The 23,521-nt window shown below is 66.6% G+C and carries 32 protein-coding genes; 24 read left to right on the top strand and 8 right to left on the bottom strand.

The window, feature by feature from the left end:
- From MKK63_RS03195 to rpsL, 4 genes are all read right to left on the bottom strand, one after another.
- A partial coding sequence (locus MKK63_RS03195; RefSeq protein ID WP_243958598.1) for a GTP-binding protein occupies positions 1-141 on the bottom strand: 141 nt, incomplete at its 3' end.
- A gap of 58 nt (positions 142-199) precedes the next feature.
- Positions 200-2,275 (bottom strand): elongation factor G, encoded by a 2,076-nt coding sequence (fusA, locus tag MKK63_RS03190; RefSeq protein ID WP_243998632.1) that lies wholly within the window; start codon positions 2,273-2,275, stop codon positions 200-202.
- Between the two features lie 30 nt (positions 2,276-2,305).
- Complete coding sequence (gene rpsG, locus MKK63_RS03185; protein ID WP_007557567.1) at positions 2,306-2,776, bottom strand: 30S ribosomal protein S7; 471 nt, start codon at positions 2,774-2,776, stop codon at positions 2,306-2,308.
- Positions 2,777-2,904: 128 nt separating this feature from the next.
- Complete coding sequence (gene rpsL, locus MKK63_RS03180; protein ID WP_007557568.1) at positions 2,905-3,276, bottom strand: 30S ribosomal protein S12; 372 nt, start codon at positions 3,274-3,276, stop codon at positions 2,905-2,907.
- Positions 3,277-4,095: 819 nt separating this feature from the next.
- Here rpsL and MKK63_RS31625 point away from each other — a divergent pair.
- The 19 genes from MKK63_RS31625 (at position 4,096) to MKK63_RS03090 (ending at position 14,186) form a co-directional block, all read left to right on the top strand.
- Positions 4,096-4,470, top strand: coding sequence for a transporter substrate-binding domain-containing protein (locus tag MKK63_RS31625; RefSeq protein WP_279574479.1), 375 nt, complete (start codon positions 4,096-4,098; stop codon positions 4,468-4,470).
- Positions 4,460-4,924, top strand: coding sequence for a transporter substrate-binding domain-containing protein (locus tag MKK63_RS31620; RefSeq protein ID WP_313901743.1), 465 nt, complete (start codon positions 4,460-4,462; stop codon positions 4,922-4,924). Before MKK63_RS31625 ends, MKK63_RS31620 begins: the two co-directional genes overlap by 11 nt.
- A gap of 39 nt (positions 4,925-4,963) precedes the next feature.
- Entirely contained in the window at positions 4,964-5,533 is a 570-nt protein-coding gene (locus MKK63_RS03170; RefSeq protein WP_243998630.1) for an ABC transporter permease subunit, read from the top strand.
- Complete coding sequence (locus MKK63_RS03165; protein ID WP_243998628.1) at positions 5,530-5,769, top strand: hypothetical protein; 240 nt, start codon at positions 5,530-5,532, stop codon at positions 5,767-5,769. Before MKK63_RS03170 ends, MKK63_RS03165 begins: the two co-directional genes overlap by 4 nt.
- 30 nt (positions 5,770-5,799) lie before the next feature.
- Entirely contained in the window at positions 5,800-6,039 is a 240-nt protein-coding gene (locus MKK63_RS03160; RefSeq protein WP_243998626.1) for an ABC transporter permease subunit, read from the top strand.
- Between the two features lie 319 nt (positions 6,040-6,358).
- Entirely contained in the window at positions 6,359-6,736 is a 378-nt protein-coding gene (locus tag MKK63_RS03155) for a hypothetical protein (RefSeq protein WP_243998624.1), read from the top strand.
- 468 nt (positions 6,737-7,204) lie between these two features.
- On the top strand, positions 7,205-7,573 hold the full coding sequence (gene rplN, locus MKK63_RS03150; RefSeq protein WP_007557579.1) for a 50S ribosomal protein L14: 369 nt from the start codon (positions 7,205-7,207) through the stop codon (positions 7,571-7,573).
- A complete protein-coding gene (gene rplX / locus MKK63_RS03145) occupies positions 7,573-7,887 on the top strand; it encodes a 50S ribosomal protein L24 (RefSeq protein ID WP_243920250.1) in 315 nt (104 codons plus the stop codon). The genes rplN and rplX overlap by 1 nt, the downstream gene beginning before the upstream one ends.
- A complete protein-coding gene (gene rplE / locus MKK63_RS03140) occupies positions 7,880-8,446 on the top strand; it encodes a 50S ribosomal protein L5 (RefSeq protein ID WP_243920249.1) in 567 nt (188 codons plus the stop codon). The genes rplX and rplE overlap by 8 nt, the downstream gene beginning before the upstream one ends.
- 40 nt (positions 8,447-8,486) lie before the next feature.
- On the top strand, positions 8,487-8,792 hold the full coding sequence (rpsN, locus tag MKK63_RS03135; protein ID WP_210034104.1) for a 30S ribosomal protein S14: 306 nt from the start codon (positions 8,487-8,489) through the stop codon (positions 8,790-8,792).
- Between the two features lie 10 nt (positions 8,793-8,802).
- A complete protein-coding gene (gene rpsH, locus MKK63_RS03130; protein WP_007557585.1) occupies positions 8,803-9,198 on the top strand; it encodes a 30S ribosomal protein S8 in 396 nt (131 codons plus the stop codon).
- 23 nt (positions 9,199-9,221) lie between these two features.
- A complete protein-coding gene (gene rplF / locus MKK63_RS03125; RefSeq protein WP_243920245.1) occupies positions 9,222-9,755 on the top strand; it encodes a 50S ribosomal protein L6 in 534 nt (177 codons plus the stop codon).
- A 10-nt stretch (positions 9,756-9,765) separates the two neighbouring features.
- On the top strand, positions 9,766-10,128 hold the full coding sequence (gene rplR, locus MKK63_RS03120) for a 50S ribosomal protein L18 (protein ID WP_010686176.1): 363 nt from the start codon (positions 9,766-9,768) through the stop codon (positions 10,126-10,128).
- A gap of 156 nt (positions 10,129-10,284) precedes the next feature.
- Positions 10,285-10,872 carry a 30S ribosomal protein S5 gene (rpsE, locus tag MKK63_RS03115; RefSeq protein WP_043355033.1) on the top strand — a complete coding sequence of 196 codons (588 nt, stop codon included), beginning with the start codon at positions 10,285-10,287 and terminating at the stop codon, positions 10,870-10,872.
- Positions 10,873-10,883: 11 nt separating this feature from the next.
- A complete protein-coding gene (gene rpmD / locus MKK63_RS03110) occupies positions 10,884-11,075 on the top strand; it encodes a 50S ribosomal protein L30 (protein WP_020096280.1) in 192 nt (63 codons plus the stop codon).
- 10 nt (positions 11,076-11,085) lie between these two features.
- Entirely contained in the window at positions 11,086-11,589 is a 504-nt protein-coding gene (gene rplO / locus MKK63_RS03105; protein ID WP_243998621.1) for a 50S ribosomal protein L15, read from the top strand.
- A 154-nt stretch (positions 11,590-11,743) separates the two neighbouring features.
- On the top strand, positions 11,744-13,090 hold the full coding sequence (gene secY / locus MKK63_RS03100) for a preprotein translocase subunit SecY (protein WP_243998619.1): 1,347 nt from the start codon (positions 11,744-11,746) through the stop codon (positions 13,088-13,090).
- A 169-nt stretch (positions 13,091-13,259) separates the two neighbouring features.
- Positions 13,260-13,862 carry an adenylate kinase gene (locus MKK63_RS03095; protein ID WP_243998617.1) on the top strand — a complete coding sequence of 201 codons (603 nt, stop codon included), beginning with the start codon at positions 13,260-13,262 and terminating at the stop codon, positions 13,860-13,862.
- 93 nt (positions 13,863-13,955) lie between these two features.
- Positions 13,956-14,186, top strand: a complete 231-nt coding sequence (locus MKK63_RS03090; RefSeq protein WP_243998615.1) for a hypothetical protein — start codon at positions 13,956-13,958, stop codon at positions 14,184-14,186.
- Positions 14,187-14,201: 15 nt separating this feature from the next.
- Here the strand turns inward: MKK63_RS03090 and MKK63_RS03085 are convergent, their stop codons facing one another.
- Positions 14,202-14,558, bottom strand: coding sequence for a hypothetical protein (locus MKK63_RS03085; RefSeq protein ID WP_243998613.1), 357 nt, complete (start codon positions 14,556-14,558; stop codon positions 14,202-14,204).
- Between the two features lie 253 nt (positions 14,559-14,811).
- Between MKK63_RS03085 and rpsM the strand changes: the two genes are divergently transcribed.
- The 5 genes from rpsM to rplQ all read left to right on the top strand — a co-directional run bounded on the left by rpsM (position 14,812) and on the right by rplQ (position 18,380).
- On the top strand, positions 14,812-15,180 hold the full coding sequence (rpsM, locus tag MKK63_RS03080) for a 30S ribosomal protein S13 (RefSeq protein ID WP_012319166.1): 369 nt from the start codon (positions 14,812-14,814) through the stop codon (positions 15,178-15,180).
- 172 nt (positions 15,181-15,352) lie between these two features.
- A complete protein-coding gene (gene rpsK / locus MKK63_RS03075; protein WP_007557606.1) occupies positions 15,353-15,742 on the top strand; it encodes a 30S ribosomal protein S11 in 390 nt (129 codons plus the stop codon).
- Positions 15,743-15,767: 25 nt separating this feature from the next.
- The gene (locus tag MKK63_RS03070) at positions 15,768-16,640 is read left to right on the top strand and encodes an MBL fold metallo-hydrolase (RefSeq protein ID WP_243998611.1); all 873 of its coding nucleotides are present in this window, start codon (positions 15,768-15,770) and stop codon (positions 16,638-16,640) included.
- A gap of 109 nt (positions 16,641-16,749) precedes the next feature.
- Positions 16,750-17,769 (top strand): DNA-directed RNA polymerase subunit alpha, encoded by a 1,020-nt coding sequence (locus MKK63_RS03065; protein WP_243920233.1) that lies wholly within the window; start codon positions 16,750-16,752, stop codon positions 17,767-17,769.
- Positions 17,770-17,969: 200 nt separating this feature from the next.
- Positions 17,970-18,380 carry a 50S ribosomal protein L17 gene (rplQ, locus tag MKK63_RS03060; RefSeq protein ID WP_243998645.1) on the top strand — a complete coding sequence of 137 codons (411 nt, stop codon included), beginning with the start codon at positions 17,970-17,972 and terminating at the stop codon, positions 18,378-18,380.
- Positions 18,381-18,857: 477 nt separating this feature from the next.
- Here the strand turns inward: rplQ and MKK63_RS03055 are convergent, their stop codons facing one another.
- The 3 genes from MKK63_RS03055 to cheB are packed head-to-tail and all read right to left on the bottom strand — an operon-like array spanning position 18,858 to position 23,508.
- Positions 18,858-20,744: a response regulator gene (locus MKK63_RS03055; RefSeq protein WP_243998609.1), complete on the bottom strand. Its 1,887-nt coding sequence runs from the start codon at positions 20,742-20,744 to the stop codon at positions 18,858-18,860.
- A complete protein-coding gene (locus MKK63_RS03050) occupies positions 20,741-22,462 on the bottom strand; it encodes a response regulator (RefSeq protein ID WP_243998607.1) in 1,722 nt (573 codons plus the stop codon). Before MKK63_RS03050 ends, MKK63_RS03055 begins: the two co-directional genes overlap by 4 nt.
- The gene (gene cheB / locus MKK63_RS03045) at positions 22,459-23,508 is read right to left on the bottom strand and encodes a chemotaxis-specific protein-glutamate methyltransferase CheB (protein WP_243998643.1); all 1,050 of its coding nucleotides are present in this window, start codon (positions 23,506-23,508) and stop codon (positions 22,459-22,461) included. Before cheB ends, MKK63_RS03050 begins: the two co-directional genes overlap by 4 nt.
- Between the last annotated feature and the right edge of the window lie 13 nt (positions 23,509-23,521).

Raw genomic sequence — 23,521 nt, 5'->3', positions numbered from 1 at the left:
GTAGGCCGTGAACGTCGCGCCGCCCGTCTCAGCCAGCACCTTCGTGATCGCCGCCGTCAACGACGTCTTGCCGTGATCCACGTGACCGATCGTGCCGATGTTGCAGTGCGGCTTGGTGCGGGAGAACTTTTCCTTGCCCATCAGAGCCTCCTAAATTCGAAATCGTGTTGCGGAAGAAGAGGTGGTTGAGGCGTGAGCCTTAGGCGTACTTGGCGATGACCTTGTCGGCCTCGCCGCGCGGCACCTCTTCGTAGTGATCGAACTGCATCGTGAAGTTGGCGCGGCCCTGCGAGAAGGAGCGCAGCTGGTTCACGTAGCCAAACATGTTGGCCAGCGGCACCATCGCGTTGATGACGTTGGCGTTGCCTCGCATGTCCTGGCCCTGGATCTGGCCGCGACGGGCGTTCAGATCGCCGATGACCGAACCGGTATACTCTTCCGGCGAGACGACCTCGACCTTCATCACCGGCTCGAGCAGAACCGATCCGCCCTTCTGAAGAGCCTCGCGAAGCGCCGCCCGAGAAGCGATCTCGAAGGCCAGCGCCGACGAGTCGACATCGTGGTAGGCGCCGTCGATCAGCTCGACCTTCACGTCGACCACCGGGAAGCCGGCCAGCACGCCCGCGCCCAGTACCGAGTTCAAGCCCTTCTCGACGCCCGGGATGTACTCCTTGGGCACCGAACCACCGACGACCTTCGACTCGAACGAGAAACCGGCGCCCGGCTCGTTCGGCTCGACGATGAACTTCACGCGGGCAAACTGGCCGGTACCGCCGGTCTGCTTCTTGTGCGTGTAGTCGATTTCCTGCCGACGGGTCAGCTTCTCACGGTAGGCGACCTGCGGCTGGCCGATATTCGCGTCGACCTTGTAGGTGCGGCGCAGGATGTCGACCTTGATGTCCAGGTGTAGCTCGCCCATCCCGCGCAGGATGGTCTGGCCGGATTCCTGGTCGGTGGAAACCCGGAAGGACGGATCCTCCGCGGCGAGCTTGGCCAGTGCGATGCCGAGCTTTTCCTGGTCGGCCTTCGACTTCGGCTCGACGGCGATCTCGATCACCGGCTCCGGGAATTCCATCTTCTCGAGGATGACGACCTTCTGCGGATCGCTGAGGGTGTCGCCCGTGCGGGTATCCTTGAGGCCGGCGAGCGCCACGATGTCGCCCGCGAAGGCCTCCTTGATGTCCTCACGGTTGTTGGCGTGCATCAGCAGCATGCGGCCAACGCGCTCTTTCTTGTCGCGCGAGGAGTTGAGCACGTTGGCGCCCGACTCGACCTTGCCCGAATACACGCGGCAGAAGGTGATCGTGCCGACGTGGGGATCGTCCATGATCTTGAAGGCGAGCATGGAGAAGGGATCCGAATCCGTCGGGTGACGGACGATCTCTTCCTCGGTCTTGAAGTCGATGCCCTTGATCTCGCCGCGGTCGGCCGGGGAGGGCAGGTAATCCACGACGGCGTCGAGGAGTGGTTGCACGCCCTTGTTCTTGAACGCTGAGCCGCAGAGCACCGGGTGGAAGGCGCGCAGCTGCACGGCCTTGCGCACCAGAGCGCGCATCGCCTCCTGGCTCGGCTCGGTGCCGTCGAGATAGGCGGCCATGGCTTCGTCGTCGAGCTCGACACAGGCCTCGACCAGCTTGGTGCGATACTCGACCGCCTGATCCAGCAAGTCGGCCGGGATCTCGGTCTCATCGAAGTTGGCGCCGAGCGCCTCACCCGACCAGACGATCGCCTTCATCTTTATGAGGTCGATGACGCCCTGGAAGTTGGACTCGGCACCGATCGGCAGCTGCAGGCACACCGGCTTTCCGGCAACGCGGCCGATGATATCGGCCACGCACTTGAAGAAGTCGGCGCCAATCTTGTCCATCTTGTTGACGAACACGACGCGCGGCACGTCGTACTTGTCGGCCTGACGCCACACGGTCTCGGTCTGCGGCTCGACGCCCTGGTTGCCGTCGAGCACGCACACTGCGCCGTCGAGCACGCGGAGCGAACGCTCCACCTCGATGGTGAAGTCCACGTGGCCGGGGGTGTCGATGATGTTCAGGCGCTTGTCGCGCCAGAAGCACGTCGTAGCGGCGGACGTGATCGTGATGCCGCGCTCCTGCTCCTGCTCCATCCAGTCCATCGTGGCGGCGCCCTCATGGACTTCGCCGATCTTATGAGACTTTCCGGTGTAGTAGAGGATCCGCTCCGTGGTCGTGGTCTTGCCGGCATCGATGTGGGCCATGATGCCGAAGTTGCGGTAGTCCTCGATCGCGTGCGTGCGGGGCATCGGATTGCTCCTGAGAGACGGCGGAACCGCTTACCAGCGGTAGTGCGAGAAGGCGCGGTTGGCTTCCGCCATCCGGTGCGTGTCTTCCCGCTTCTTGACGGCGTTGCCGCGGTTGTTGGCGGCGTCGAGCAGCTCCGCGGAGAGGCGCTCGATCATGGTCCGGTCGTTGCGCGAACGGGCGGCCTGGATCAGCCAGCGTATCGCCAGAGCCTGACGACGCTCAGTGCGCACCTCGACCGGGACCTGATAGGTCGCACCGCCGACGCGGCGGGAGCGGACCTCGATCATCGGGGCGACGTTGTCGAGCGCGGCGCGGAACACTTCGATCGGGTTCGCGCGGGCACGGTTCTCGACGATGTCGAAGGCACCGTAGACGATCCGCTCAGCGGTCGACTTCTTGCCCTCGTACATGATGGAGTTCATGAACTTCGTCAGAACCACATCCCCGTACTTCGGGTCCGGGATGATCTCGCGCTTCTCTGCTGAGTGACGACGGGACATTGGCTTCAGCTCTCGAACAATATGGTCTTAAGCGCCCCGCGCAGGCCACCTGAGCCCGAGGGCCGGCGGCATCCTTACGAAGCCGTGGAAATCGTGGCCCGAAGCGAAATTTGCTTCGGACTCGAACCTCACTTCGGCCGCTTGGCGCCGTACTTCGACCGGCGCTGCTTCCGGTTCTTCACGCCCTGCGTGTCGAGCACGCCGCGCAGAATGTGGTAGCGCACGCCCGGAAGATCCTTCACGCGACCACCGCGGATCATCACCACGGAGTGCTCCTGAAGGTTGTGGCCTTCACCCGGGATATAGCCGATCACCTCAAAGCCGTTGGTGAGACGCACCTTGGCGACCTTACGAAGCGCCGAGTTCGGCTTCTTCGGGGTCGTCGTGTAAACGCGGGTGCAGACGCCGCGCTTCTGCGGGCAAGCGTCAAGCGCCGGAACCTTATTGCGGCTCCGCTGGATCTTCCGCGGCTGGGCGATCAGCTGGTTGATCGTCGGCATCCTGTGCCCTCTTCCTCGGTCACCTAGGTCCGGACCGCGAAGAGCAGTCCGCAATACGAATATGCGCCGGAGGGCTGGTCAGAGCCCCTCGGCGCGGTGTGGGCAGAGGAGCACGCCCGAAAACGAACGCGCTCGTACCTACGGATCTGACTTAGAGCGTCAGGCGATTTGATTCCTCGGAGCGCGGAGCGATGACGGCGGCATCCGGAAGCAAATCCGAAGAGCCGGCGGCAGCCGATGGCCATCCGAAGTGGCGCGCTTCTAGCCGCGGTTGCGCGACAGGTCAATGCATCGGCGGGAGAAATCTGCGTCTCGCAGGAGGTTAAAGTTCGGTCAAGGCGTGGCCCCGCCCCGGCGAACGGATCGTCAGCTCGTATCGATCGTCGAGCGCGTCGCCGCGGGCAATCCCAACGGTTGGATCGGCCTGGTGTTTCGGTCAGGTACTGCGAAGCGTGTGTTTCAGCGGCGAAAAACATCAGCAGCATCGGTGGCTCACCACGTGACAATTCATTCTCTCCTGCCTCTGAAGAACGCAAAGCTCGTCCCTTGATTCCGGTGTGCGTCTTCGAGAATCATGCCGCCGTTCGCTTGGACGAGGTGTGGAGTTCTTCGATGGATCTTCGCGCGATCGTTTTCACGCGATCGAGGGTCACCGTTCCTCCCGTTCGAGGGAGGTGCAGCACCCCAAAATGTTCGGCATGGATCCGGCCCGAGGCCGAATCGGTTTGGGCGTTTTGTATGCGCCGCCTCTCCGTTCTCGCCCTAGCAACCCGGCTGTCGGTGGGCGCGGCCTAGGCCGATCGGCTTGATGACATCAACATGGCCGGTGTCCTGCGGGTCGCATCCTTCGACAGCAATCCGCCTTTCGGCTTCTTCGGCCCCGCCACCAAGGAGATCGTTGGGCTCGACGACGATTTCGCCCAGGCCGTCGCCGACAAGATCGGCGTGAAGCTCGACGTGCGCCCCACCAACCCGGCGAATCGGATCACACCGCTGACCTCCGGCAAGAGCGATCTCGTCCTGGCGAACTTCACCATCACCGACCAGCGGGCCAAGCAGCTTGATCTCAGTATCCCGTGCTTTGCCTCCGGCCAGCAGTTCCCAGCCAAGAAAGGCACGCTGTCGGCGCCCGATCAGCGCAACGGCCTGCGCATCGGCGCCGAGGGATTTCCCGTAGGCCACGGTGGTCACTGACGACGACACGCCCTTCGCGTTCACGGCCCTGCGCAATGGCGACGTCCATGCGATCACCCAGGACGGGCCGAAGCTTGTCGGGCTGCTGGCGAAGGTGCCGGATCGGCAGAATTACGAAATCCCGCCCTTTAGCATCTCGAACGACGATATCGGCGTTGGGAATCCGAAGGGAGAGACCCGGTTACGGGACCTCGTGAACGAGATCCTGCGGGATCTTGAGAAGAGTGGAGAGGCGGCGGCGATCTACGACCGCTGGTTCGGCCCGGACAGCGAGCAGCCGCTGCCGTGCCTGTTCCGAATCGGTGAGCACGACAGAGCGGATCGGCGCCGTGATCCTGTTCGGCCTTCTCTGGCGCCGCGCTACCTCGGCTGGCTGCTGCAGGGCTTCGAGGTCACCCTGACCGTGCCGGCGGCCGTGTGCGGTAGCGGCACGGTGCTGGGATTCGGGGCCTGAGGCCCGCAGTAGATAGGCGGCTCTGGATCGCGACGCGCGGTGGCGGGCTTCGTCGGCCTCGTGCGCAACACGCCGCTGCTGGTCCAGCTGTTCGTCTGGTGCTTCGCGGTCGCGGCCCTGCTGCCGGGCGGGATGACGGCGTGGCTCAACACCCCCCGCATTCTCGACATCGGGCCTGCCGCCCTCAGCTGGCCCGCCTACGAGACGCTTGCGGGCTTCGTCGGCCCGACCGTCTATGCGGGCGCCTATATCGCCGAGGAGGGACGCGCCGGAATCAACGGCGTGCGGTCAACTCAACGGGAGGCGGCCCTGGCCCTCGACCTCACGCCGGTCCAGGCCTTCCGCCACATCGTCCTGCCGCAGGCGCTACGGATCGCGTGGCTGCCGATCGTTGGCCAGAACCTCAATACGATCAAGAACACGTCGCTGACCATGACGACCGGCCTCGCCGAACTGTCCTACGCCTCTCATCAGGTGGAGACCGAGGCCTTCCAGGCCTTCCAGGCCTTCGGCATCGCGACGCTCCTCTATATCGGCGCCGTCGCGCTGGTGGAGGCGGCCGGGCAGGCCCGGGTCCGCCGCGCGCCGAGGCCGGACTCGCGCGCATGAACCTCGCGGTCATCACAGACAATCTCGGCTACCTGCTGGTCGGGGCTTGGCTCGACGGGCCGATCGGCGGTCTTGCGCTGACGTTGATTCTCTCCGGGCTGTCCGGTGTCGCCTCGGCAGCGCTCGGACTCTTGCTTGGCGTTGGGCTCGCGATGAGCGCGGGCGCAGGGCGGCGGGCACTGATCCTCGGTCTCGGCTTCTTCCGGGCCATTCCGATCCTGATGCTTGCCGACTGAAGCTACTTTCTGCTGCCGATCCAGTTCGACGTGTCGGTTCCGGAGATCGGCACCGTGGCGGCGGCGCTTTCGCTCGTCGGCGGTGCCTACCTCGCTTGCGGAGTCGCGGCCGGGATCGAGAGCATCGGCCAGTGGGCAGCCGGTCTCGCGCTCGGCTTCGGCCGCGGGCAAGTGCTGCGCGTCATCGTCCTGCCGCAGGCCCTGCGCGCCATGGCGCCGTCCTTCGTCAATCAATGGACCTCGCTGATCGAGGATACGTCGCTCGCCTGAGTGACCGGCGTGCCAGAACTGTCCTTCGTGGCCGCGCAGGTGAACACCCGCGCCATGGTCTACCCGACCGAGATCTTTCTGTTCGTCGGGGCCGTCTAAGGTGCGCTCTGCCTGGCCCTCGATCGGCTGGCGGCGGCGCTGCCCCAGGGGGCCCGGCGGCCCTCGTGGCTAAGCTGCGGCACGCCTGCATGACGTCCCGGCGTGCCGGATCGGGGCAGGGGCGCCGCGCGATGGTCTACGGAAGTTTAAAGCAAACCGTCGAAGTGTCGCGATCAACGGGTGGCCGGGCCGCCCCCAGTTCGCGTCGAGGGTCTTGCGTATGGGTTGCGTCGCGGTCAGCAACGTCGTTCCGTTCCGGCGGCCCCTTCCTGCCCAGGCACCGGGCGAGCGGGAGGCGCGCGATCGGCGCCGCAGCGAGCAGCGTTCCCTGTTGGACGCCGTCTACGCCACCGGCAGCATGGTTTTGGCCGCTGAGGATCGGGCGACCAAGCTCACGGCGTCCCGCCTTCAGGTCTACGGCTTCCTGGGGATCGAGGAGATGCGGGAGGACGGCACCATGCGCCGCCTGCGTCCCTCCGAGGCGATCCGCGCACGGGGCGAGCGGCCGTGGCGCCTGTCGAAGCCCGCCAGCGGGGCAGCGGTCACGATTCCCAGCCTGGACGGCTTCCTGTTCGAATCGGCCGGCCAGCCCGCCTGATCGGACTGCCTTTGTGAGATGTGGGCCGGTGCGCAGTTCTGCGCACCGGCCCTTCCTGTTGTGTCGCCGTGCTTCGGCGACCGAGCCCGGAGCTCAGACCTGACGCAGACTCGCTTGTCGCGTCGCCGGTCGGGCATAGAGTTCGTTGCAGAATTAACCGCAGCACCCTGTCCCGGGCGCATGGGCCGCCAGCGGAATGCGACTGGGGGAGGGGCGCGTTCTGACCCGTCACGCCGAAATTCTTGCCGCTCGGCTTGCCTTCCCGGGCCGCCCGTAGTATCCGCCCGGCCTTCGCGACAATTTCGATGGGTGCTCGCACCCTGTGAACGCGGTGACCGCGCCGGTGTCGTCAGACACCGCCAGCGCGGTCGAACACATGAGCCGGGGACATCAGATCCCCATCAGGCGTCGTCCGCCGGGCAATACCGTCCGCGTGCGGAAACCCGCCTGAAACAAGGAGTCACGCACGTGATCCAGATGCAGACGAATCTGGACGTTGCCGACAACTCGGGTGCACGCCGTGTGATGTGCATCAAGGTCCTCGGCGGGTCGAAGCGTAAATATGCCGGCGTGGGCGACGTCATCGTCGTCTCGGTCAAGGAGGCGATCCCGCGCGGTCGCGTCAAGAAGGGCGACGTCATGAAGGCGGTCGTCGTTCGGACGGCCAAGGCCGTGAAGCGCGTCGACGGATCGGTGATCCGCTTCGACAAGAATGCTGCGGTCCTGATCAACAATCAGAAGGAGCCGATCGGCACCCGTATCTTCGGACCGGTTCCGCGCGAGCTGCGCGCCCGCAACCACATGAAGATCATCTCCCTGGCTCCGGAGGTGCTGTAATGGCTGCCAAGATCAAGAAGGGCGACAAGGTCGTCGTGCTCACCGGCCGCGACTCGGGTCGCTCGGGCGAGGTGATCCAGGTTCTGCCGAAGGAAGGCCGGGCCTTCGTGCGCGGCATCAACCTGATCAAGAAGCACCAGAAGCAGACCCAGAACCAGGAAGGCGGCATCATCTCCAAGGAGGCCGCCATCCAGCTCTCGAACATCGCGGTCGCGGATGCCAACGGCAAGCCGACCCGCGTGGGTTTCCGCATCCTCGAAGACGGGCGCAAGGTCCGGTTCGCCAAGACCACGGGGGATCAGATCGATGGCTGAGGCCGACAAGAACGCCTACACTCCGCGTATGCGCAAGCACTACGACGAGGTGGTGCGCCAGAAGCTGATCGAGCAGTTCGGCTACAAGAACCCGATGGAAGTGCCGCAGATCACGAAAATCGTGATCAACATGGGCGTCGGCGAGTCCACCGCGGATTCCAAGAAGGCGTCCGTGGCTGCGGGCGACCTCGCCCTGATCGCCGGCCAGAAGCCGGTCATCACCAAGGCTCGCAAGGCCATCGCGACCTTCAAGGTTCGCGAGGGCATGCCGATCGGCTGCAAGGTGACCCTGCGCAAGCAGCGCATGTACGAGTTCATGGACCGGCTGATCACCATCGCGCTGCCGCGCGTGCGTGACTTCCGCGGCCTGAACCCGCGTTCGTTCGACGGCCGCGGCAACTACGCGCTCGGTCTCAAGGAACACCTCGTGTTTCCGGAGATCTCCTACGACAAGGCCGAGCAGACCTGGGGCATGGACATCGTCGTGGCGACCACCGCCAAGACCGATGCCGAGGCTAAGGCCCTGCTCGCCGCCTTCCAGTTCCCGTTCCGGCAGTGAAGCCCTCGGGCTTCAGACGCGGACACCGGAGATAGACCACATGTCGAAGAAAAGCTCAGTCGAGAAGAATGAGGCTCGCAAGGCGCTGGTGAAGCGCTTCGCAGCCAAGCGTAAGGCGCTCCTCGAGATCGCCAACAACGATGGCCTCGAAATGGAGGAGCGCTTCGAGGCGCGCCTCAAGCTCGCGGAACTGCCGCGCAATTCGTCGGCCACCCGCATCCGCAATCGCTGCGGCATGACCGGCCGCCCGCGCGCCTTTTATCGCAAGATGGGCATCTCGCGCGTGGCGCTGCGCGAGCTTGGCAACCGGGGCCTGATCCCCGGCCTGGTCAAGTCGAGCTGGTAAGGAGGTCCCCATGGTTAACGATCCCGTGGGCGACATGCTCACCCGCATCCGCAACGGTCAGCTGCGCCGTCGCAACGTCGTTCAGACACCCGGCTCGCGCCTGCGCGCCAACGTCCTGAACGTGCTGAAGTCCGAGGGCTACATCCGCGATTACGCGGCCACCGACCTTGGCAACGGCCGCACCGAGTTCGCCATCGAGCTCAAGTACTACGACGGGCGCCCGGTGATCCGTGAGATCAAGCGCGTCTCGAAGCCGGGCCGCCGGGTCTACTCGTCGGTTGGTGATCTGCCGCACGTGGCCGACGGCCTCGGCGTGACCATCGTCTCCACCCCGCAGGGCGTCATGGCCGACCACGAGGCGCGCGAGCGCAACGTCGGCGGTGAAGTGCTCTGCACCGTGTTCTGATCGGGACATAAGGAGGTTATCCCATGTCTCGCGTAGGCAAGAAGCCGGTCCCCGTGCCGGCCGGCGTTACCGCCACCGTCACCGGCCAGACCGTAAAGATGAAGGGTTCGAAGGGTGAACTCTCGTTCGTCGTTCCTTCGCTCGTCAACGTGGCGATGAAGGACGGCGCCATCGAGGTGCAGCCCGTCAACCAGTCCAAGCCGGCGCGCTCCCTGTGGGGCACGTCGCGGGCGCAGATCGCCAACATCGTCGAGGGTGTGTCGAAGGGCTTCGAGAAGAAGCTCGAGATCACCGGCGTCGGTTACCGCGCTGCGATGGCCGGCAAGGCCCTCAAGCTGTCGCTCGGCTACAGCCACGACATCGAGTATGAGATCCCCGCCGGGATCACGATCGTTACCCCGAAGCCCACCGAGATCACGATCACCGGGATCAACCGCCAGCAGGTCGGTCAGGTCGCCGCTGAGATCCGCGATTACCGCGGACCCGAGCCCTACAAGGGCAAGGGCGTGAGGTACGCGGGCGAGTTCATCTTCCGCAAGGAAGGCAAGAAGAAGTAAGGAGGGCATCATGTCTCGCAAGCTCGAAGCCCTCGATCGCCGCAAGGCGCGCGTTCGCCGCGCGCTGCGGGCGGCCGCCAATGGCCGTCCGCGGCTCTCGGTGTTCCGCTCGTCGAAGCAGATCTACGTGCAGGTCATCGACGACGTCGCCGGCAAGACGCTGGCCGCCGCCTCGTCGATCGACAAAGCACTCAAGGGCGAACTCAAGACCGGCGCCGACGTCGCCGCCGCCAAGGCGGTGGGCAAGCTGGTGGCCGAGCGCGCCAAGGCCGCGGGCGTCACGAAGGTAATCTTCGACCGCTCCGGCTACATCTATCACGGCCGTGTCGCGGCCGTGGCCGAGGCTGCCCGCGAGGGTGGCCTGGAGTTCTGATTTTATTGGACGTGCCCTCGGCGTTGATGCCGACGGCACGTCTATTCAGGACCGTTGAACGACGGCGGGCTGGACGTGCGCTGCGTGTCCGGCATTCGACAATCAATCGAGCGAGCGGCCCCGCCGGCCGCGCCAGTGAGATGAATAGGTAAAACCATGGCACGTGAACGGGAAGGCGGGGGCCGCGGCCGCCGCGATGATCGCGAGGAGCGCGACAGCGAGTTCGTGGACAAGCTCGTCCACATCAACCGCGTCGCCAAGGTGGTGAAGGGCGGCCGTCGCTTCGGCTTCGCAGCCCTCGTCGTCGTCGGCGACCAGAAGGGCCGCGTCGGCTTCGGCCACGGTAAGGCCCGTGAGGTGCCGGAGGCGATCCGCAAGGCGACGGAAGCCGCCAAGCGCGGTCTGATCCGCGTCTCGCTCCGCGAGGGCCGGACCCTGCACCACGACGTCAATGGTCGTCACGGCGCCGGCAAGGTGATCCTCCGCGCGGCTCCGCAGGGTACCGGCATCATCGCCGGCGGCCCGATGCGCGCCGTGTTCGAGACGCTCGGCATGCAGGACGTCGTCGCCAAGTCGCTGGGTTCGTCGAACCCCTACAACCTCGTGCGCGCCACCTTCGAGGCGCTCAAGAACGAGGATAGCCCGCGCTCCGTGGCGGCCCGCCGCGGCATCAAGGTGTCGACGCTCCAGTCGCGTCGCCGCGATGCCGATCCGGCCGACCAATCCGAAGCCGCGGTCGCGTAAGGGAGGGTCCGATGGCACAGAAGACCGTCCGTATCGAACAGATCGGCTCGCCGATCCGCCGTGAGGCCAGCCAGCGCCAGACGCTGATCGGCCTGAAGCTCAACAAGCTCCACCGCGTGTCCGAGCTGGAGGATACCCCCTCCGTGCGCGGCATGATCCGCAAGGTTGCGCACCTCGTGCGCGTCCACGGCGACGTGGCGTGAGGAGGTCCCGATGAAGCTCAACGAGATCAGCGACAATCCCGGCGCCACCAAGGACCGGATGCGTGTCGGCCGGGGCATCGGCTCCGGCAAGGGCAAGACCGCGGGTCGCGGCGTGAAGGGTCAGAAGGCCCGGACCGGCGTGTCCATCAAGGGCTTCGAGGGCGGTCAGATGCCGCTGCATCGTCGCCTGCCGAAGCGCGGCTTCAACAACCTCTATGCTCAGGACTTGAACGAGGTGAACCTCGGGCGGATCCAGGAGGCAGTTGACGCTGGCAAGCTCGACAAGGCCGCGACCGTTACGGTCGAGACCCTGGTCGCCGCCGGCATTATCGCCCGTCCCCGCGACGGCGTGAAGCTGCTCGGCGTCGGCGAGCTGACTGAGAAGCTCAGCTTCGAGGTCACCCGCGCCTCCAAGTCCGCCGTCGAGGCGGTCGAGAAAGCCGGCGGTTCGGTCACCACCGTCTACGCCCAGGGTGCCTCCACCCGCGGCAGCCGCGAGGCGGCCACGGCCTGACGGACGCGAAGGGGCGACGCCGGGACCCGTTGCACGGGCCCGGCGCACCCTTTAAGCCGATCCTTCGAGCGGCGGCCCTGCGACCACGCGGGCCGCCGTTTTTCGTTTCATCCGGGCATCCTCCGCCCGGCGACATGTCCAGGACGCGACGCTTATGGCCTCAGCCGCCGAGCAGCTTGCCGCCAACCTCAACTTCGGTGCGATCGCCAAGGCCGATGAGCTGAAGAAGCGCATCTGGTTCACGCTCGGCGCCCTCGTGGTGTTCCGGCTGGGCACGTACATCCCGATCCCCGGCATCGATCCGGAGCAGTTCGCCCGCAACTTCCAGCAGCAGGCGGGCGGCGTGCTGGGCCTGTTCAACATGTTCTCCGGCGGTGCCGTCGAGCGCATGGCGATCTTCGCCCTCAACATCATGCCGTACATCTCGGCCTCGATCATCGTGCAGCTCCTGACCTCGGTGATCCCGAGCCTGGAGGCGCTGAAGAAGGAGGGCGAGTCAGGCCGCAAGGTCATCAACCAGTACACCCGCTACCTGACGGTGGTGCTGGCGCTGGTTCAGTCCTGGGGCATCGCCATCGGCCTTCAGGGCTCCTCGGCTGCGATCGACCCCGGCCCGTTCTTCCTGGCCTCGACGGTGATCACGCTGACCGGCGGCACCCTGTTCCTGATGTGGCTCGGCGAGCAGATCACCTCGCGCGGCATCGGCAACGGCTCGTCGCTCATCATCTTCGCCGGCATCGTCGCCCATCTGCCGGTGGCGATCGCGGGCGCCCTCGAACTCGGCCGCACTGGCGCACTCTCTCCGATCATCATCCTGGGCGTCGGCGTGGCCGCGGTGGCGCTGGTTTACTTCATTGTGTTTATGGAGCGGGCCCAGCGCCGGCTGCTGATCAACTACCCGAAGCGTCAGGTCGGCAACCGGATGTACGAGGGCCAGACTTCGTTCCTGCCACTTAAGCTCAACACCGCCGGCGTGATCCCGCCGATCTTCGCCTCGTCTCTGCTGCTGCTGCCGGCCACGGCCGCAAGCTTCTCGGCGAACGGCGGCGCTGCCGGCTGGCTCGGCACAATCACGGCCTATCTCGGCCACGGAACGCCGCTGTTCCTAGTGCTCTATGCGGCCCTGATCATCTTCTTCACGTTCTTCTACACCGCGGTGGTTTTCAATCCGCAGGAGACGGCCGACAACCTGAAGAAGCACGGCGGCTTCATCCCCGGCATCCGCCCGGGTGAGCGCACCGCTGCCTTCATCGACAAGGTGCTGACCCGCATCACCGTGATCGGCGCGCTGTACCTGACCCTGGTGTGCCTCTGCCCTGAGATCCTGTCGTCCTACGCGGCGGCGAGCCTCGGATTCGGCGGCACCTCGCTGCTCATCGTGGTGTCGGTGACGATGGACACGGTGGCACAGATCCACGGGCACCTGATGGCGCATCAGTACGAGGGTCTGGTGAAGAAGGCCAAGCTGCGCGGCGCCTCGACCACGCAACGCCGGCGCTGAGGCTGATACAGAGACGCGCCGGAGCCAAGACTTCTCCCGCCTCTGGCCCAAAGGTCCGGGTGCCAGCGCACCCGCGACCCGTTAGACCATTCCCAAATCCGGCGATGCCAGGGAGGCTTCGCCACGGCGGATAGAGCTCACTGAGCGTGGGCCGAACGAGGACAACGCCATGCGCATCATTCTGCTCGGACCGCCCGGTGCGGGGAAGGGTACGCAATCCGAGCGAATCGTACAGCGCTTCGGCATTCCGCAGCTCTCGACGGGCGACATGCTCCGCGCGGCCGTCGCCGCTGAGACACCGGTTGGCCTGGAGGCCAAGGCGGTGATGGAATCGGGCGGTCTCGTCTCGGACAGGATCGTGGTCGGGATCGTCGCCGACCGGATCGAGGAGCCGGATGCCCGCCGCGGCTTCATCCTCGATGGTTTCCCCCGCACCGTCGCGCAGGCCGAGGCGCTGAGCGCCATGCTGGCCAGCAAGGGCTTGAACCTCTCCGCCGTCATCGAGCTGAAGGTGGACGAGAACGCGCTGGTCGGCCGGATCGAGCGACGTGCCGCCGAGACACTGGCTCGCGGCCAGGCCGTGCGGAAGGACGATACGCCGGAGGTGTTCAAGCAGCGCCTGGAGGCCTACCGCGCTCAGACGGCGCCACTCTCGGCTTATTACGCCGAGAAGGGCATGCTGGAGACGATCGACGGCATGCAGCCGATTGACAAGGTCACGGCTGACCTAATGGCGGTGCTTGAGCCGCACGAGGAGCCGGTGGCATCCTGAGCGCCGCCGATCGTTGAACGCGTGGTGATACGAAGATTCTGAAACCTCCGCTTTGACGGAGGGTTGGAAGGCGCATCCTCGATGGGAAACGCCATGACGCTCCGACACCTCGCCAGCGCGATCCTCCTGATCGCGGCGGCTGTTCCTCCCCGTTCGGCCCTGGCACAAAGCCCGGCCCAATCCTTCGTGTACGGCGAGAAGCGCTTCCGCCACGCTTGCAGGCCGCCGCTGAAATTCGCGGCGGGGGCGTGCGTCCGTCGCTGTCCGGCGGACTACCAGGATATGGGTGGCACTTGCCGGTTGCGGAACCAGGGCTTCCGCTGAGACCCCGGCGGCGCTTCAGATCCGCCCCTCCCGGCGCAGGCTGCCGAAGAAATTGACGATGTCCATTTGTAGCGCGCGGTGGCCGAACAGACGGTACGGGTTGCCCTCGGCGGTGTCTTCGCGCAGCTCGATCATCGCCGTCCTTGGATTGTAGCGGAATACAATGCGGCGACCAGCGAAGGTCCCCCAAAGCAGGGGCAGCCCGTCGTCTGCGTCCTGAAGCGCCACGGATCCGGGCTCCGCTTCGGCAAGCACACCCCCGATCACCGCGAGAGTCACGGGCAAGACCTCCTCCAGAACCTCCTCTGCGGCGCGCAGCACCGAATCGGCAAAGGCTCTCAGGGTCGCGCCGTCGCTGGTCAAAACCGCCATTGTCGCTCCTCAGAATTGATCAGTCTCAGGTGCTGCGTTCGACGCATGCGGGCGCATGGCTCGCCGACACCTCGTTGACATCCGATCGCCCGCGCGCTAGCAGGCCCTCCTTCGTCCAACCGACCGATGGTTCGAGGTACCCTGTCCAGGGTCGCCCGCGGGCCGCGTTGTCGTTTCACGTGCGCAGGGGCCGGCCTCCACCGGACGCGCATGACACCCGCCCGGCATGCCGGGCTCGACATGGAGTGCGATTGTGGCCCGTATTGCAGGCGTCAACATCCCGACCAACAAGCGCGTCGTCATCGCGCTTCAGTACATCCATGGCATCGGCGCCAAGAAGGCCGAAGAGATCACCCAAAAGGTGAATATCCCCGCCGAGCGTCGGGTCAACCAGCTGACCGACGCCGAAGTTCTCCAGATCCGCGAAACGATTGACCGCGACTACCTCGTCGAGGGCGACCTGCGCCGCGAAGTCTCGATGAATATCAAGCGCTTGATGGATCTCGGCGCCTATCGTGGCCTGCGTCACCGCAAGCAGCTGCCGGTCCGCGGCCAGCGCACGCACACCAACGCCCGTACCCGCAAGGGCAAGGCGAAGCCGATCGCCGGCAAGAAGAAGTAATTTTTGGGGTTCGGAGGCGGTTTTCGCGCGGCCTCTTTCCCGTCGCGCCGGGTGTCCCACAGGGGTGCCTGGCTTTGGCTCGACGGCCCTGCACGGGCGGATCGGCCAAGTCCCGAAAAGAATCCCGAGCGCCTGGCATTACGGGCGCGCTTGAAGGAAGAGTGAGACCAGAATGGCTAAAGAACCGCAACGCGTCCGTCGTCGCGAACGCAAGAACATCGTGTCGGGCGTCGCCCACGTGAACGCCTCGTTCAACAACACGATGATCACCATCACGGACGCGCAGGGCAACACCATCTCGTGGTCGTCCGCCGGTGCGATGGGCTTTAAGGGCTCGCGCAAGTCGACCCCGTACGCCGCCCAGGTTGCGGCCGAAGATGCCGCTCGCAAGGCGTCTGAACATGGCATGCGCACCCTCGAGGTCGAGGTGTCGGGTCCCGGTTCGGGCCGCGAGTCGGCGCTGCGCGCCCTTCAGGCCGCGGGCTTCACTGTGACCTCGATCCGTGACGTGACCTCGATCCCGCATAACGGCTGTCGGCCGCGCAAGCGCCGTCGCGTTTGATCGCAGCCGCGTGGTGGAGAAGCACATGACGGGATCGAAGCCGCTTCCGGGCGTGCTGCGTTGGACTCTCGGCGACCTCACGGTCACCGCGCTCAACGACGGCTGGTTTCAGGCCGGCCTCGATCTCGTCACGGGCATCTCCAAGGCGGAGGCCGGGCGGCTCCAGCTGGCAGGCTTCCGCACCGAGCAGCCCAAGATCACGCTGAACGCCTTCCTGATCACCGGTCCCGGCCTCAAGCCGACCCTGATCGACACGGGCTACGGCGATCTCGCACCGGCTCCGACCCTCGGGCGGGTTGGAGCGGCCTTGGCGCTCACCGGCGTCAAGCCGGAGGAGATCGGCACGGTGCTGGTCAGCCACCTGCACCCCGACCATGTCGGGGGGCTCTTGACGGGTGGCGCGGCGCGGTACCCGAATGCCGAGATCGTGCTGCATGCCGACGAAGCGGCCCATTGGCTGCCGGACGCGGCCTTGGCCAAGGCTCCGGACAAGGCGAAGCCTTATTTCGAGGGCGCCCGCAAGGCGCTGGCACCCTATGCCGGCCGGGTTCGCGAGCACCGGGGCGGCGAGGTTCTTCCGGGGATCACGGCGATCCATCTGCCCGGCCACACGCCGGGCCACTGCGGTTTTCGCATCGTCTCCGGTGGACAGTCGCTGCTGATGTGGACCGACGTGGTGCACTTGCCGGCGATCCAGTTCAAGAACCCGGAGGCCGGCGTCGGGTTCGATGTCGACGGCGATGAAGCGCGGGAGACGCGCAAGCGGATCCTGAACGAGGTGGCCGGCGAGCGCACGCTTATCGCCGGCGGCCATCTCGAATTCCCGGCGCTCGGCTACGTGGATCGGGACGGGGCTGGCTACAGCTTCGTGCCGGTTCTGTGGGTCGGCGGCGAGTAACGACGAATACAGATTTCAGGGACCGTTCGGGGCGCCAGGGGGCGGCGCCGGACGGCCGAAGCGCGGGGACGGGCGTCGCGATTCCCCGGCAAGGACGAAAGGTAGGATCGTGGTCATTCAGAAGAATTGGCAGGAACTGATCAAGCCGAACAAGCTGCAGGTCACGACCGGCGACGACCCCAAGCGGGTCGCCACGGTCGTCGCCGAGCCGCTCGAGCGCGGCTTCGGCACGACGCTGGGCAACGCCCTCCGCCGGGTGCTCCTGTCGTCGCTCCAGGGCGCGGCCGTGACCTCGGTGCAGATCGACGGCGTGCTGCACGAGTTCTCGTCGATCCCGGGCGTGCGCGAGGACGTCACCGACATCGTCCTCAACATCAAGACCATCGCGATCCGCTCGCAGACCGATGCGCCCAAGCGCATGACCCTGCGCAAGACCGGCCCGGGCCTCGTCACAGCGGGTGACATCGGCACGGTCGGCGACATCCAGATCCTGAACCCCGAGTTGGTGATCTGCACGCTCGACGACGGCGCCGAGATCCGGATGGAGTTCACGGTCGCCACCGGCAAGGGCTACGTCCCGGCCGAGCGCAACCGCCCCGAGGACGCCCCGATCGGCCTGATCCCGGTGGATGCGCTGTTCTCTCCGGTGACCAAGGTCAGCTACCGCGTCGAGACCACCCGCGAGGGCCAGGATCTCGACAAGGACAAGCTGACCATGACGGTCGAGACCAATGGTGCGGTTTCGCCGGAGGATTCGCTGGCCTACGCCGCGCGCATCATCCAGGACCAGCTGCAGGTCTTCGTGAACTTCGAGGATCCGCGCAAGGAAGAAGCTGCGCCGCTTGCGCCGCAGCTACCCTTCAACCCGGCGCTGCTCAAGAAGGTGGACGAGCTGGAGCTCTCGGTCCGTTCGGCGAACTGCCTGAAGAACGACAACATCGTCTATATTGGCGATCTGATCCAGAAGTCCGAGGGCGAAATGCTGCGGACCCCGAACTTCGGCCGCAAGTCGCTCAACGAGATCAAGGAAGTGCTGGCTGGCATGGGCTTGCACCTCGGGATGGACATCCCCGGCTGGCCGCCGGAGAACATCGAAGATCTCGCCAAGCGCTTCGAAGAGCACTACTGAGGCGAAGTCGCCTCGGGCTGAACGGGGTCGGCTCTCCACGGCGCTTCTTGTTTGGCCGATCCAATCCCGGGACTTCGCGGTGCTGACGCGAAGTCCCTAGAAATCCCGCCGCGGGGTCAAGCGGACAGCAACCAACAGCCTCAATGAGGCACCCGGCCGTACCGTGGCACGGCGGCCGAGATGAAAAGGAAGCCAGCACCATGCGTCACGGTTATCGCGGCCGTCGTTTCAACCGCACTGCCGAGCATCGTAAGGCGATGTTCGCCAACATGTCGGTCGCGCTGCTCAAGCACGAGCAGATCGTCACGACCCTGCCGAAGGCGAAGGACCTGCGTCCCGTCGTCGAGAAGCTCGTAACCCTCGGCCGCATCGACAGCGTGCACACCCGCCGTCTCGCCATGGCGCAGCTGCGCGACAACGACATGGTCAAGAAGCTCTTCACCGTGATCGGCCCGCGCTACCAGGGGCGTCCGGGCGGCTATCTCCGCATCATGAAGGCCGGCTTCCGCAAGGGTGACAACGCCCCGCTCGCAGTGATCGAGTTTGTGGATCGGGACGTCGAGGCCCGCGGCAAGGATTCCGGTCCGAGTCAGATTGCCGAGGCCGCCTGATCCGATCTGGAGCGTCCCCGACGCTCAGGCTTTTCAAGACGCCGTCCCGGAACCTCCGGGGCGGCGTCTTGCGTTTCAGCGCTTCGTCGTTGGAATCGGCATCAGGCAAGCCGCGGTGGCGCTCTGTTTCGCGACGTCGCGCGGTCGTCGGTCGCGGCACGTGCAACGACGCAGCCGAAAAAAAACCCGCCGGCTTGCGCCGATGGGCCTGAAGCAGGCTCCACGTTCTGGAAGGTCAGCGGGAGCTCACAAGGTCGGTCCCTTACAGCGGGGACCCGGAACTCGACCGCGCCGCGTTCCGAAAACTCCTATCCCTGCCGAATCTCGTCCGGTGGACCATCCCGGTCCGGGTCGTCATCACCCGGTAGGCGCGGGAAGATCCCTTGATTGCTCATGGTCCACCTCCTCTTCGGTACCCGGGAGCGTCCGGCTCCCACGAAGAACTATGGGCCTGCAGTCGACTGTTTCCCGGCCGTTTCAGCAGGATCCCGAATCCGCTGCATCGAGGAGCGTCGCGACCCTGCCGGCAAGGTCGGCCGAGCGGAACGGCTTCGACAGGACTGGCAGATCCTCGGGGATCTGCATCGCGTCGGCGTGACCGGTCAGGATCAGGACTGGCAGGCCGGGATACCGGTCGCGGATCGCAGCGGCGAGTTCGACGCCGCTCATGCCGGGCATCGCGAGGTCGGCCACGACGATATCGCAGCGGTCGCGCTGGAGGTGCTGCAAGGCCGAATCGCCGTCGCCCGCCTCCGTGGTGCTGTGGCCGAACCCGGTGAGGAACGAGGCCGTCACATGCCGCACCTGCGGGTCGTCGTCGACGATGAGGACACGGGCTCGCCGCCCGGCTACCGGCGCCGCCCCGGCCACTTCGGTAGCCTGCCGGGGCGCCGCGGCGGCGAAGGGGAGGGCCAGTTCGACCCGTGTCCCCCGGCCGACCTCGCTGTCGATCGCCAGGCGACCCTTCGATTGCTGCGCGAGGCCGAACACCATGGCGAGCCCGAGCCCCGTTCCCTGGCCCACCGCCTTGGTGGTGAAGAACGGCTCGCAGACCCGACGCAGAATCTCTTCCGGGATGCCGGTGCCCTCGTCGGTGACGCTGAGGCCAAGGTAGGCGCCATCTCCGATCTCGGGGTCTGCGGTGATGTCGAGCCGCCGGGTCGCCACCGTGATGGCACCGCCCTCGGGCATCGCGTCCCGGGCGTTGATGCACAGGTTCAGCACTGCCAGTTCGAGCTGCTCGGGATCGACCTGCACCGCCGGCAGACCGTCCTCCAGATCGGTCCGCACGGTGACGAGGCCCCCGAGACTGCGGCCGAACAGGTCGCTCATCCCGACGATCAGGGCGTTCACATCCACCGCCCGAGCTTGAAGGTCGTGGGCGCGGCTGAAGCTGAGGAGCCGCTTCGTGAGTGAAGCGCCGCGCTCGGCCGCCCCACGGGCATTCTCGATCAGCCGCTGGACCCGGGGCAGGTCGACGACCTTCGGGGCGGCGAGTTCCAGGCTGCCGAGGATCGCGGTCAAGAGGTTGTTGAAGTCGTGGGCGATTCCGCCCGCCAGGGTGCCGAGAGCCTGCATCTTGTCGGATTGGCGCAGCCGCGCCTCCAGGGTCCGCTGCTCCGTCACGTCCCGCTCGATCACCGCGAGGTGGCTGATCGAACCGCCCACGTCGCGGATCGGGACCCGGGTCACATGGCGCCACTGCTCGGCCCCGGTCGGTCCGTCGCTGACCAGCGTCTCGGCCACCGTGCCGGCCCGGATCGCCGCCGCGTCGGCCTCGATCACCGCCGCGCCCCGGGTCCCAGCAAGTTCCTCCTCGCGTCGGCCGAGGCAGGCCGCGATGTCATGGCCCAGGAGGGCTGCCTTGCGGGCATTGAGCCGAACGAAGCGGCGTTGGGCATCCTTGAAGCTGATCGCGTCCTGGGCATGGTCCAGCAGGCCGCGCAGCAGCGCCCGCTCGGTCGCGAGGCCCCGGCCGAGGTGGTGCCGCTCGAAGGCCTGCCGGACCGTGGAGCGCAGTAGGCTCGCATCCCAGGGCTTCGTCACGTAGCCGACGATGCCGCCGCGGTTAAGGGCGGCGATTACCGCCGTGATGTCGGCATAGCCGGTCAGCAGGATCGCCTGTGCATCGTGGAAGGTGCGGGCTTCAGCCAGCAGCGCGTCGCCGGTCAGCCCCGGCATGCGCTGGTCCGAGAGCACCACGGCGATGTCGGGCTCCGCGCGCAGAATCTCCAGCGCCTCGGCGGGACGCGCGGTCGTCAGCACCCGGTAGGAATCCTCGAACAGATCCTCCAGGGCGATCAGGATATCCGGCTCGTCATCGACGGCCAGGATCGTCCCCACACCTGCCGTACCGTCACTCATGCACCAGCCGCCTGCCGCGGGATCCCGATCACAAAGCAGGCTCCCCCACCCGGGGCCGTCTCTACGGTGAGCGAGCCGCTATGCGCTTGAACGACACTGTAAGCAATCGCAAGACCGAGCCCCGTACCGGAACCGACCGGCTTCGTCGTGAAGAAGGGCTCGAAGATTTTTTCACGCAAGGATTCTGGTATTCCCGGACCCGTATCGCTGATCCGGATCTCGTCGAGCTCCGGGGCCGAACGGGTATCGATCCGAACCGTGCCGCCCTCCGGCATGGCGTCGGCGGCGTTGCCGAGGATGTTCATCACGACCTGATTGAGCAGAGCCGGGGTGCAGTGGATCTCCGCCCGGCCACCAAAGGTCCGCTCAACCGTGATCCGGTCGCCGAGCTTGTGCTGGATCAGGGCCAGCACGGTCTCGATCGCCTCCGGCACATTGACGAGGGCCCGCTCGCCCTCGTCGAGGCGCGAGAATTTCCGTAGGTTCAGCACCAGATCCTGGATCCGAGTCAGCCCCATCCGCATCGAGCCGACCCGCTGGCGGGCCTTCTCGACCGCGCGGGCGGCGGCTTCCGGGCTGGCCTCCGGCAACTCGCCGAGGAGGCGCTCCACCGTACCCTGATGGGCCAGGATGAAGGCCAGCGGGTTGTTGATCTCATGGGCGATGCCGGCCACCAACTCGCCGAGCGAGGCCATCTTGGCGGCCTGAACCAGCTTGGCCTGCGCATCCGTGAGCTGCCGGTTGGCATTGGCAAGGTCGCGGTTGGCCCGCTCCAGGGCGTCGGCGAGGCGGGCCCGAGCTTCAGAGGCCTCGGCCTCGGCGCGGGCGCGCTCCACAGCCCGCTCGCGCTCGCCGAACTGGCCGGCGATGCGCCGGTCGTCCTCCTCGAGTAGGCGGCGGCGCACGAAGCCGCGCACCCGGAGCGCCAGCACCTCGGCATCGGTCTTTGCGATGACGTCGTCGGCGCCGGCCGCGAAGGCGTCGACCAGGAAATCCTTGGCCGGGTCGCTGCCCGCGATCCCGACGAGGTGGAAGCCGGCGCCGGCCGCCCGTCCTGCCCGGCGCTGGCTGATCGCCCGACATAAAGCGAGCCCGTCATAGGCGTGGCCGAGGAGATCGACCGTCACGCAGTCGAACGGCTCGCCCTCGGCGGCGTCCAGGGCAGCGAGCGCGGCTTCAGGCCCGTTGGCGCTCGCCACATGGTGCCCGTCCTGTGCCATCAGGCCGGCCAGGAAGGTCCGATAGGTGGCGCTGCCGTCGATCACGAGAATCCGCCCCCGCCGGAAGGCGGCAGCGCCGGGGCCCTCACTGTCGCCGGCCGGACGGCGCTCGCGCAGCAGAGCGCGGATACGCAGGATCATCAGGTCGCGGTCGGCGGATTTCGGCAGGTAGGCGTCGGCGCCGCTTTCGAGACCCTGGCGCTCGCCGCCGTTTCCACCGGTCAGCATCAGAACCGGCAATGCCCGGGTGCGCAGGGACAGGCGCATCTGCCGGATCAGCTCGTCGCCATTCATGCCCGGCAGGTGGTAATCCGCCACCACGAGGTCCGGCTGCTGGCGATTGAGATGGTCGAGGGCGGTCTCGGCCGAGGCACAGCGCTCCACCGCGAAGCCGTGCGTCTCCAGAAGCAGGCGGAACTCCAGAGCCTGCGTCTCCGAATCCTCCACCAGCAGAATCCGGGCGGGTCCCTCGGGCGGGCCGGTCTCAGGTCCGATCACGGCCGCGCCCCCGGCCCCACGATGCGCAGGACGTGGTCGCCGATGCGATCCAAGGGCAGGATCGAGCGGGCGGCCCCCAGGCGTACCGCCGTCGCCGGCATGCCGTACACGACCGCGGTGCTCTCGTGCTCGGCGATCGTCTGGGCGCCGGCCTTATGCATATCGGCGAGGCCGACCGCCCCATCCTCGCCCATGCCGGTGAGCAACACCCCGATCCCCGACGCCCCGGCCTGCTGGGCCATCGAGCGGAACAGCACGGTGGCGGCCGGGCGCTGGCCCGAGACCGGTGCCGCGTCGACCACCCGCAGAATCCGCCCGGACCCGAGTTCCAGGTGCCGGTCGCCAGGGGCGACGTAGACCCGCCCGGGCTCGGCGCGCTCCCCGTCCCGGGCGATGCCGACCGGAAGGGTCACGACGCTGTCGAGCCAGGTCGCGAACCCGTCCATGAAGGCGGGGCCCATATGCTGGACGACCAGCACGGGCAGCGAGAAGTCCCGCGGCAGCGCCCCGATGACCCGGGCGAGCGCCGGGGGGCCGCCCGTGGAGGCGGCGATTCCAAGCATGCTCGGCGCCAGGCCCGGCAGCTCGAACGGTGGTGCGTAGGAAGCCGCAGCCGTGCGGCCCGCCCATTCGGTACCGATCGGCCGACGGCGGATCACCGGCACCTGGGCCATGATCCGCAACTGCGTGCAGATCTCGCCCGCGACAGCCTCGTAGCCCGCATGGGTCGTGGCCACCGGCTTCTCGACCACCGACAGCGCGCCGGCGCGCAGCGCGTTCATCGAGATGCGCAAAGAGGAATCCTCGACCGAATCCGCCACCACGACGATCGGGGTCGGATGCTCGGCCATGATCCGGCGGGTGGTCTCCAGCCCGTCGATGCCGGGCAGGCGGATATCCATGGATATCACGTCCGGGCGCACGCTCTGGAGCCTGGCCAACGCCTCCTCGCCGGAGGCGACCGCGGCCACGATCTCGAGCCGGGGATCGCGGGACACGATGTGGCGCAACAGCTCGCGCACCACGAGGCTATCCTCCACCAGCATGACGCGGACCGGG

The organism is Methylobacterium sp. J-088 (genome assembly GCF_022829295.1).
Lineage (GTDB): Bacteria > Pseudomonadota > Alphaproteobacteria > Rhizobiales > Beijerinckiaceae > Methylobacterium.
This window is presented reverse-complemented; position numbering and strand designations above follow the sequence as displayed.